Source organism: uncultured Maricaulis sp. (assembly GCF_905480005.1).
In the GTDB taxonomy this organism is placed as follows: Bacteria; Pseudomonadota; Alphaproteobacteria; order Caulobacterales; family Maricaulaceae; genus Maricaulis.
Genome location: NZ_CAJQOO010000058.1, coordinates 1 through 9,295, shown reverse-complemented (window position 1 = coordinate 9,295; position 9,295 = coordinate 1). Strand labels below are relative to the sequence as shown.

Below are 9,295 nucleotides of genomic sequence, written 5' to 3'. Positions count from 1 at the left end.
AGCAGGCGCTGGTCGGCATCGACCCGGAAGAAACGGCCAAGCGTCAGCCAGAAGACGGTGATGAGGACGCCGAGTGTGATGGGTCCGAAGACCCCAAGCTGGGCCAGCAGGAACTCGCTCATCTCGGCGAAATGGAACAGGTCGCCCCCCCAATTGGCATTGGCGGCCGTATGGCTGACGGTGGCGAAATCATTGGCCGCATTCCAGGCCATGTTGGGGGCGAGCAGGGTGGTGAAGATCGCCAGGGCCAGCACGCCCTTCAGGCCGAGCAGGGCGTCGCGGGTCGGCCGGTCGAATACGATGGCCAGACCGGTCGAGACCAGGAAGTAGATCATTGCGTATTTCGAAAGGAAGCCGAAACCCAGGGCGAGCCCGAGCCCGGCGGCGCTCCACCAGCCGCCGTCATTTCGCAAGCGAAGCAGGGCATAGAGCCCGCCTGACCAGGCGCAGAAGAGCAAGGCATCCGTCGATATGACGAAGCCGGAGACCCAGATCGCAGGCAGGGTCAGGTAGAGCGTGGCGGCCCAGAAACCGGCCCGTTCGTCCCACAGGGTCCGCGCGCCCAGCATCAGGAAAATCGCGGTCCCGGTATGGAGAAGCGGGGCTGGCAGGCGGATGGCGAAATCGCTGTCGCCGACCAGCTGGGTCGACAGCGCAATCAGCCAGGCAATCATTGGCGGCTTCGAATAATAACCCCAGTCGAAATGCCGCGACCAAACCCAGTACTGGGATTCGTCCTGATAGAGGGACACGGGACTGATCGCGAGGGCGACGATCCGCATGATCGCAAAGCCGGCGATCAGAACGAGGGCTGCCTGTGTCCAGGAGAAACGACTCGGCATTGGCGAGGGGTGTGACTCAGTCATGTCCGGTCCGAAAGCCTGTCAAAAAGTGTTACATTTTCGCCGCAGCCTATGCGCTTTTCGACTCCGACCGTAAAGGGCTGCGTGGATAAAAATCTGCGTCGAAAGTTTTCCCGAGTGGCGGATTTTGAGGTTTTGTGCGGCTGCACACACATATCTTGCGGTTTGTTGCGGCTGCGAACGCCATCTCTGTCGCTCTGCAACACGCGCGCTGTCACAAAAGCTTCTTTTATGTGTCTTGGAAAGTTCGACTGCCCGGCGTAGACGGCCCGTGCTTCGTTCGGGGAACGCCTCCCCGCTCTTCGGTCTATCGGGGGACATGCTCAATGTCTTTTATTAAGAAACTTTCTCTCGGCACGGCGACTATCGCCCTGCTGGCTGCGGCGCCTGCCGCGGTTTACGCCCAGCAGACAACCGGCTCGATCTCGGGCTCGGTGGCTACCAGCAACGGTAGCCCGGTCAATGGCGCCACAGTCACCGTCCTGCACCAGCCTACCGGCTCCGTGCGGACCACGACGGTCAGCGCCTCCGGCGTTTTCGCCGCCGACAACCTGCGCCCGGGTGGCCCTTACATCGTCACCGTGACGGCTCCGGGTTTTGCTGGTCAGCGCGTCGAAGGTGTCTTCGTCGAACTGGGTGCGTCCACGGATCTCAATCTCAGCCTCGATTCCGAGTCTGCTGATGTCATCGTCGTGACCGCGTCCGCAATCAACGCCGTTGAAGTCGCTGTCGGCCCGTCGGCTGTCTTCACCCAGCAGGACCTCGAGCGCCTGCCGTCCGTGAACCGCACGATCAACGACATCATCCGGACCGACCCGCGCGTCTATGTCGACGAAGCTGATGTCGACGGCATCCAGTGCGCCGGCGCCAACTCGCGCTTCAACTCGCTGACCCTCGACGGTGTCCGCATCAATGACGGCTTCGGCCTGAACCGGAACGGCTTCCCGACCGAGCGTCAGCCTTTCCCGTTTGACGCCCTGTCACAGGTCGCTGTCGAGCTGGCTCCGTTTGACGTTTTCTACGGCGGCTTCTCGGCCTGTAACATCAACACCGTGACCCGCTCCGGCGGCAATGAGTTCCACGGTGGCGCCTTCTACGACTACACCAGCGACTCGTTCCAGGGTGACAGCCTCGAAGGTTCTGAGGTCCAGGCTCCGGAATTCGACGAGCAGCGCTACGGCTTCCACGTTGGTGGCCCGATCATCGAAGATCGTCTCTTCTTCTTCGTGAACTACGAGCACCTCGAAGGTGCCAACACCTTCACGCGCGGCGTTGAAGGTTCTGGTGCCCTGAACGAAGTCGCCGGCTTCACGCAGGCCGAGTTCGACGAGATCCTCGACATCGCCCGCACCGTCTACAACTACGATCCGGGCTTCGCACCGTCGAGCTTCCCGAACGAAGACGACAAGCTGCTTATTCGTCTGGATTGGGAGATCAACAACCAGCACCGCGCTGACTTCGTTTATCTCTACAATGACGGCTACAACATCACCGCGTCTGATGGTGACCCGAACGAGTTCGAATTCTCCAACCACCTCTATGAGCGTGGCGCCGAGCTGAACCGTTATGTTGGTTCGCTGTACTCGGATTGGACCGAGAACTTCTCGACGGAAGTCCGCGTCGGCTTCACCGATCTGGTCAACCGCCAGAATTCGATCGGCCAGGACGGCTTCGGCGAGATGCGCATCACGGACAGCAACTCCCTCGCCACCGACGGTACGGGTCAGCGCAACACCATCTACATCGGTGAAGATGACTCCCGCCAGTCGAACGAGCTGAACTACACCGTCTTCAACCTGACGGCGCGCGGTTCCTACACGTGGGAAAACCACACCTTCTCGTTCGGTTTCGAGCGTGAAGAAACGGACATTTTCAACCTGTTCGTTCAGCACACGATCGGTCAGTACGATTTCGACAGCATTGCCGACTTCCGCAATGGTATCCCGGACGATATCGACTACAACAACGCACCGAGCCTGAACCCGACCGATGCGGCTGCTGACTGGTCCTACGCCTCCAACGCCCTGTACGCTCAGGACGAGTGGGATCTGGGCAATGGCGTCGTCGTCACCGCAGGCCTGCGCTACGACTTCTACACCTCGGACGACACTCCGGCAGAGAACGCCAACTTCCTGGCGTCCTACGGCTACTCCAATGCCCAGAGCATGGACGGTCGTGACCTGCTTCAGCCGCGCCTCGGCGTCCAGTGGGACGTCAATGACCAGCTCTCCCTGCGTGGTGGCTTCGGTCTCTTCTCCGGTGGTGATCCGAACGTCTGGCTCTCCAACACCTACTCGACCGACTTCATCTCCCAGTTCGGCGTGAACGAGCGTGAATTCTTCAACGCTGGCTTCTCGACCCTGTTTGATGCGGGCGTCGTGTACCCGGATGGTCCCGGACCGGGCTACTCGGTTCCGTCGCAGCTGATCGACGCCGTTGCGGCCGGATCTGGTTCGCCGGGCTTCGAGATGAACAGCCTCGACCCGAACTTCGAGATCCCGGGCGAGTGGAAAGTCTCCTTCGGTGGTACGTATGACCTCTACCTCCCGATGGACAACTTCCTCGGCGGTGACTACCGCATCAATGCCGACGTGCTCTGGTCGCAGGACCACAACGCCGCGATCATCACGCGTCGTGACCTGGTCGAGACCGGTACCGGCCCGGCTGGCTTCCCGCTGTACTCTTCGGTCAATTCGCCGGGTACGCTGGAGCTGACCAATACGGATGTTGAAGCGGAAAGCATCAACTTCGCCTTCACGATCGAGAAAGACTATGACTTCGGTCTGAACTGGATCTTCGGCTACGCCTACAATGACGCCGAAGATGTCCAGCCGATGACCTCGTCGGTCGCCTTCTCGAACTATGTCAGCCGTTCCTTCGTCGGCGTGAACGATGAAGTGGCCTCCTTGTCGAACTACAACATCGAGAACCGCTTCACGCTCAACGTGAACTACGAGCACGAGTTCGTTCAGGACTATTCGACCCGCTTCAGCCTCTTCGCGATGGCCACGTCGGGACGTCCGTTCAGCTACACCATGAACGCCAATGGTGGTGGTGATCTGACGAACTTCAACCCGTTCCTGTCGGGCGATAACTGGCTCCTCTACGTGCCGACCGATCCGGCCGACCCGAATGTCGACCTGTCCGCCCTGTCGGCGGCTGAAGTCTCGGCCTTCTTCAACTTCATCCAGGATGCCGGCCTGAGTGGCCAGGCGGGCGGCTTTGCCGAACGCAATGGCGACCAGGGTGGTTGGTGGACCAAGGCAGACCTGCGTATCTCGCAGGACCTGCCGGGCTTCATGGAAGGTCACCGTTCGCAGGTCTTCCTCGACATCGACAACTTCACCAACCTGTTGAATGACGAGTGGGGCATCCTCAATGAGGCTGGCTTCCCGCGTCGCAACCGGGTTGTCGATGCGGAGCTGAATGGCACCAACACGCAGTTCGTCTACTCGAACTTCAACGATCCGACGACCACGACACGTGTGGGCGGAGCCTCGCTCTGGTCGGTTCGCGTTGGTCTGCGCTACAACTTCTAAGTCGCAGCATCATCTGACACATGGGAAGGGCGGCTCTCGGGCCGCCCTTCTTTTTTGCGCGAGACCTCAGCCCTTTTGCATCTCGCCAAGAATTCGGCTCCGTGATAGAGGCGCGGCCATGACAATCGACCTGCCGCACGAAACCGCCCCCCAGGCGCATCTCTTCACCTGCTGGCCCTCCGATGGCGCGCTGTGGGACGCGGATCTGGAGCCGGCCCAGGCCGAGTTCGCCTGCTTTCTCAAAGCCGTGATTGCGCCGTCTGCGACCGGTCGGACCCTCGATCTCACCATTCTCGCCGCCACGGACCAGGCCGAAGCCTCGGCCCGAAAGGCGCTGGGGCGCCGGGCACGTGTGGTGAGAGCCCCGTTCGGCGACGTCTGGGCCCGCGATACCGGGCCGGTATTCCTGCGCCGTGACGGAGAGGCGGTGGCGGTGCGGTTCCGCTTCAATGGCTGGGGCGGCAAGTATGAACTGCCCGGTGATGACACCGTTGGCGGCGTGATCGCGACGCTGGCCGGTGCGCGCCAGGAGAGGGTCGACCTGGTCGCCGAAGGCGGGGCGCTGGAGTTTGATGGCGAGGGCACGCTGATCACCACCCGGCAATGCCTGCTCAACCGGAACCGCAATCCCGGCCTTGGCGAGGCTGCGGTGGAAGCCCGCCTGAAGGCGGCCCTGGGGGTCGAGAAAGTCCTGTGGGTGGATGAAGGTCTGGTCGCCGATCATACCGATGGTCATATCGACAATATCGTCCGCTTTGCCCGGCCCGGCGTCGTGGTCTGCCAAAGCCCCCGGGGCGATGATGACCCGCAGGGTGCCGTCCTCGACGCCATTGCCCGCCAGCTCTCCGGCATGACCGATGCCCGCGGTCGCCGCCTGCAGGTGCGCCGCATTCCCTCGCCGGGCCGGGTCGAGCTGGGCGATGGCGAAGTGGTGCCGGCCAGCCATATGAACTGGGTCATCGGGCCGCGCAATATCGTGGTTCCGGTCTATGGCACCGAGGGCGGTGCAGCCGCGATCACGGCCTTGCGCAGGATTTTTCCGGATCGTGAGGTGGTCGGAGCCTCGGCCCGTGCCATACTCACCGGTGGAGGGGCCTTCCACTGTGTGACCTGTCACCAAGCCGGAGAATAAGGATTGATCCGATCCATCCTGACAGCCTTGACCTGTCTTGTGGCGACCATGCCCGCCGGGGCCCAGACGCCAGCGATTTCTGACGCCACAGCGCCGGCCTTTGCCGACCCGCGTGCCAGTCATCCCTATCTCGAAACACTCGACTCCCGTCTCGACGCGGCGATGGCCGATCCGCGCATTGTCGGCCTTGTGGCGGCGGTGATCGAGAATGGCGAGCCGGTCTATGTCTATACCCATGGCGAGACCGCTGCGGGTTCCGGAGAGGCGGTGACCCGCCAGACCCTGTTCCGCGCGGCCTCCGTATCCAAGACGTTCACCGGCACCCTGCTGGGCATGCTGGAGGCCGACGGCCTGATCGATCTGTCAGCGCCGGTTCCCGGCGATGTGCTGCGCGTGCAGGGCGGCCGTCAACCGACGCTGGAGGAGATTGCCAGCCACCGGACCGGCCTGCCGCCCAATGCCTATGATCTCGACCTGGAGGCCGGCCAGGCGCCATCGCGCATCCGGGCCCGGCTGGCCAATGTCGACCTGCTCTGCCCGGTCGGCGATTGCTACACCTATCAGAATATCGCCTTCTCGGCGCTTGAAGGCGTCGTCAGCGAGGCCACCGGCGAGGATTTCGAGTCGGTGATGCGCAGCCGTCTGATTGACCCGCTGGGTTTGCCTGCGGCCTCGGTCGGGACTGTCGCGCTGACGGGGTCACCGTCCTGGGCGCGTCCGCACAGTGGCTGGCGGCGACAGACCAACCGGGCCGGTGATCCGTCGACGCCCTACGACACCATCCCCTCCGCATCCGGCCTCAACCTGTCGCTCGATGACATGATCCTGTGGGCGCAGGTCCAGATGGGCGCCCGTCCCGGCCTGTCCGATACAGTGCGGTCGCGCATCCATGCGCCGCTGACCGATACGCTGCGGGAGACACGGCGCCTGGGCGAATTGCGCCAGCGTGTCGATCAGACCTGGTACGGGCTGGGCTGGCGCATTTATGACTGGGAGGGCCGCACGCTGGTTCTGCATTCCGGTTATCTCTCCGGTTATGGTGCGCAGATTGTGCTTGAACCGGAGACCGGTTTCGCTTTTGTGGCGCTCTGGAATTCCGACAATCGCCCGGCCTGGTGGCTGTGGCCGACCGTGATGGATCTGCGGACAGGCGACGGGCCCGGACACTGGCTCGACCGCTTCCTGGAGGACTGACGCCCATGGCAAGAACACTGACCGTCGCCGGCCTGCAGGCCGCCTTTGGTGTCGACATGGCGGCCAATATCGCCACGGTCAGCGCGATGATCCGCGAGGCTGCGGGCCAGGGCGCCCAGGTCATCCTGCCGCCGGAACTCTTCCAGGGCCCCTATTTCTGCAAGGTCCAGGACGAGGCGTTCTTCGCGACGGCCTATCCCGCTCTGGAGCATCCTTGCGTCACCGCCCTGCAGCCGCTGGCCGAAGAACTCGGCGTGGTCATTCCGGTCTCGATCTATGAGCGCGACGGGCCGCACTATTATAATTCACTGGTGATGCTCGATACCGACGGAACCGCGCTGGGTGTCTATCGCAAGAGCCATATTCCCGACGGTCCCGGCTATATGGAGAAATTCTACTTCCGGCCCGGCAATACCGGTTTCAAGGTCTGGGAGACGAAAGTCGGCCGGATCGGGGTCGGGATCTGCTGGGATCAATGGTTCCCCGAGGCAGCGCGGGCGATGACCATGATGGGGGCCGAAGTCCTGCTCTATCCGACCGCGATCGGTTCCGAGCCGCATGATGACAGTCTCGATACGGCGGAGCGCTGGCAGCGCGCCATGCAGGGCCATGCGGTGTCGAATGTGATCCCGGTGATCGCGGCCAACCGGATCGGCGATGAGGGCGGGCAGGTCTTTTACGGCTCGTCCTTTGTCGCCAGCCATACGGGCGAGGCGGTCTCCGCGCTGGGGCGTTCAGAGGCCGGTATTGTCTCCGGCACATTCGATCTGGATTTCCTCCAGCGGCATCGCGCCGCCTGGGGCTTTTTCCGTGATCGTCGGCCGGATCTCTACGCGCCCTATTTCTCGACGCGCTCGTCCTGATTGCGCGGCTCGCGGCGCGTGGTCTGACGGCGGCGCCCGGTCGGCAAGAGCATGATGATTATGAAAGCGACGGCGATGGCCGGCCATCCAAAGGCGATGGCCTGGTCCGTCTGTCCCTGGGTCAGGCTGAGAGCGGACGCCGTCAATCCGCCGGCAGATACGGTCGCTGCGGTGAGCAGCATGGCAAGGCTGTAGCCCATGCATTCCTCCATCACCCCCGCGTGGTCGTTATTGTCGACCCCTCTATGGCCTCACAATGGCAGAATAGGGCTAACACTTGGTTTCCGTCCTGGCGGGCGGGAGGGCGACGGGCGCGACTGCCGGCCGCGCCGCAAACCAGTGGGGTGGACTCCGGCGGGCTGAATCCCGCTCGCTAAAAGAACTTTGTGATATAAAGTACATGACATCAATCGCAAGGAGATCGACATGCCTGTTTCACACCATCACACCCGTTCCAAACCGGCCCCGGGGTCTGCCATCCCGATCGCCGCCATCAGCCTGGCATCGGCCTTGAGCCTGGCCGCGCCGGCCCAGGCGCAGGAGGCGCCGCCGTCGCAAACGCCCGGCAATGCCCTGGCCAGCATGATCGGAAGCTGGGAAGGCTCCGGTTGGTCGACCATGCCCGATGGCAGCCGTGAGACGTTCGACATTTTCGAACGCGTGGAAAGCGTTGGCGGCGGCAATGCGGTGATGATCCGCGGGATGGGCTATGCACCGGCCGGCGCCGGTCGCGATGGGCGCCTGGTTCATGATGCCGGCGGGTTTGTCAGTCGCGAGGGTGCGGCTTACCAGATGTTCGCGGCAACCGCGCAAGGCGGTCCGGAGCGCTATGAGATGACCATCACCGAGACCGGTTATGTCTGGGAGATTCCGCTGGGGCCCCAGGCCCGCATGGTGTTCACCGCGCACATTGATGCGCAGACCTGGACCGAGACCGGTGAGTATTGCCAGTCCGAGGGGGCGTGTTTCCCCAGCATGTCCATGACGCTGACCCGGCTCGCCGAATAGTCGTCAGACCGGTGCGTTGACCAGTGCGCCCAGAATGCCGTCGATGATGAATTGGGCGGCGAGGGCAGCCAGGATAACGCCGAGGATCCGGGTGATCATGGCGGCCATCGAGTCGCCGATCACCCGCATCACCGGGCCAATGGCCAGGAAGGTGATCAGGCAGATCACCAGGATCACGCCGGCCGACCCGAGCACAACGCCTTTTTCCATCCAGCCACCGGCATCGGACATGTAGAGCATGACCGTCGCGATCGCACCGGGGCCGGCCAGCATCGGGATGGCCATCGGGAAGACCGAGATGTCCTCCCAGGTCTCGGGATGGGCATCATGCTCGTCCATGATCGCATCGGCCCGGCCTTCGCGGCGCTCGGTGCGCTTCTCGAAGATCATCTCCAGCGCCATCAGGAACAAGAGCACGCCGCCGGCAATGCGGAAGGCGTCGAGACTGATATGCATCGCATTGAGCAACCAGCCGCCGGCCAAAGCAAAGCCCAGAAGAACGCCGGTTGCGATCACGACAGACTTGATGGCCATGGCCCGCTTGTGCGCATTCGGCGCGCCATTGGTCAGCGACGCAAAGATCGGCGCGACACCGGGAGGTCGATGGCCACAAAGAATGTGACGAGGGCGGAGGTGAAAAGCTCAAGCATGGCGATATTCCTGTTTCAGTCGCCCGCATAACCGGGACTGGCCGGG

General features: G+C 62.9%; 7 protein-coding genes and 1 pseudogene. 5 read left to right on the top strand and 3 right to left on the bottom strand.

The features are described 5' to 3' along the window. A partial coding sequence (locus QZ266_RS06480) for a glycosyltransferase family 39 protein (protein WP_295692898.1) occupies window positions 1–866 on the bottom strand: 866 nt, incomplete at its 3' end. Between the two features lie 323 nt (window positions 867–1,189). Between QZ266_RS06480 and QZ266_RS06475 the strand changes: the two genes are divergently transcribed. From QZ266_RS06475 to aguB, 4 genes are all read left to right on the top strand, one after another. Continuing rightward, window positions 1,190–4,402, top strand: coding sequence for a TonB-dependent receptor (locus tag QZ266_RS06475; protein WP_295692895.1), 3,213 nt, complete (start codon window positions 1,190–1,192; stop codon window positions 4,400–4,402). A 118-nt stretch (window positions 4,403–4,520) separates the two neighbouring features. Then, window positions 4,521–5,534, top strand: a complete 1,014-nt coding sequence (locus tag QZ266_RS06470; RefSeq protein WP_295692893.1) for an agmatine/peptidylarginine deiminase — start codon at window positions 4,521–4,523, stop codon at window positions 5,532–5,534. Between the two features lie 3 nt (window positions 5,535–5,537). Continuing rightward, window positions 5,538–6,728, top strand: a complete 1,191-nt coding sequence (locus QZ266_RS06465) for a serine hydrolase (RefSeq protein WP_295692890.1) — start codon at window positions 5,538–5,540, stop codon at window positions 6,726–6,728. Between the two features lie 5 nt (window positions 6,729–6,733). Continuing rightward, on the top strand, window positions 6,734–7,591 hold the full coding sequence (aguB, locus tag QZ266_RS06460; protein WP_295692887.1) for an N-carbamoylputrescine amidase: 858 nt from the start codon (window positions 6,734–6,736) through the stop codon (window positions 7,589–7,591). Here aguB and QZ266_RS06455 read toward each other — a convergent pair. Continuing rightward, window positions 7,567–7,791, bottom strand: a complete 225-nt coding sequence (locus tag QZ266_RS06455; protein WP_295692884.1) for a hypothetical protein — start codon at window positions 7,789–7,791, stop codon at window positions 7,567–7,569. The two genes, aguB and QZ266_RS06455, sit on opposite strands and share 25 nt — an antisense overlap. Before the next feature lie 226 nt (window positions 7,792–8,017). On the opposite strand from QZ266_RS06455, the gene QZ266_RS06450 reads away from it, so the two are divergent. Then, entirely contained in the window at window positions 8,018–8,599 is a 582-nt protein-coding gene (locus QZ266_RS06450) for a hypothetical protein (protein WP_295692881.1), read from the top strand. A 3-nt stretch (window positions 8,600–8,602) separates the two neighbouring features. On the opposite strand, the pseudogene QZ266_RS06445 reads toward QZ266_RS06450, so the two are convergent. Further along, window positions 8,603–9,249: pseudogene (locus QZ266_RS06445) on the bottom strand (MarC family protein). Window positions 9,250–9,295 lie beyond the last annotated feature (46 nt).

Bases quoted from the DNA above. Each gene is read 5' to 3' on its own strand.
- QZ266_RS06475 (WP_295692895.1), top strand. From the start codon at position 1,190: ATGTCTTTTATTAAGAAACTTTCTCTCGGCACGGCGACTATCGCCCTG.
- QZ266_RS06470 (WP_295692893.1), top strand. From the start codon at position 4,521: ATGACAATCGACCTGCCGCACGAAACCGCCCCCCAGGCGCATCTCTTC.
- aguB (WP_295692887.1), top strand. From the start codon at position 6,734: ATGGCAAGAACACTGACCGTCGCCGGCCTGCAGGCCGCCTTTGGTGTC.
- QZ266_RS06455 (WP_295692884.1), bottom strand. From the start codon at position 7,791: ATGGGCTACAGCCTTGCCATGCTGCTCACCGCAGCGACCGTATCTGCC.
- QZ266_RS06450 (WP_295692881.1), top strand. From the start codon at position 8,018: ATGCCTGTTTCACACCATCACACCCGTTCCAAACCGGCCCCGGGGTCT.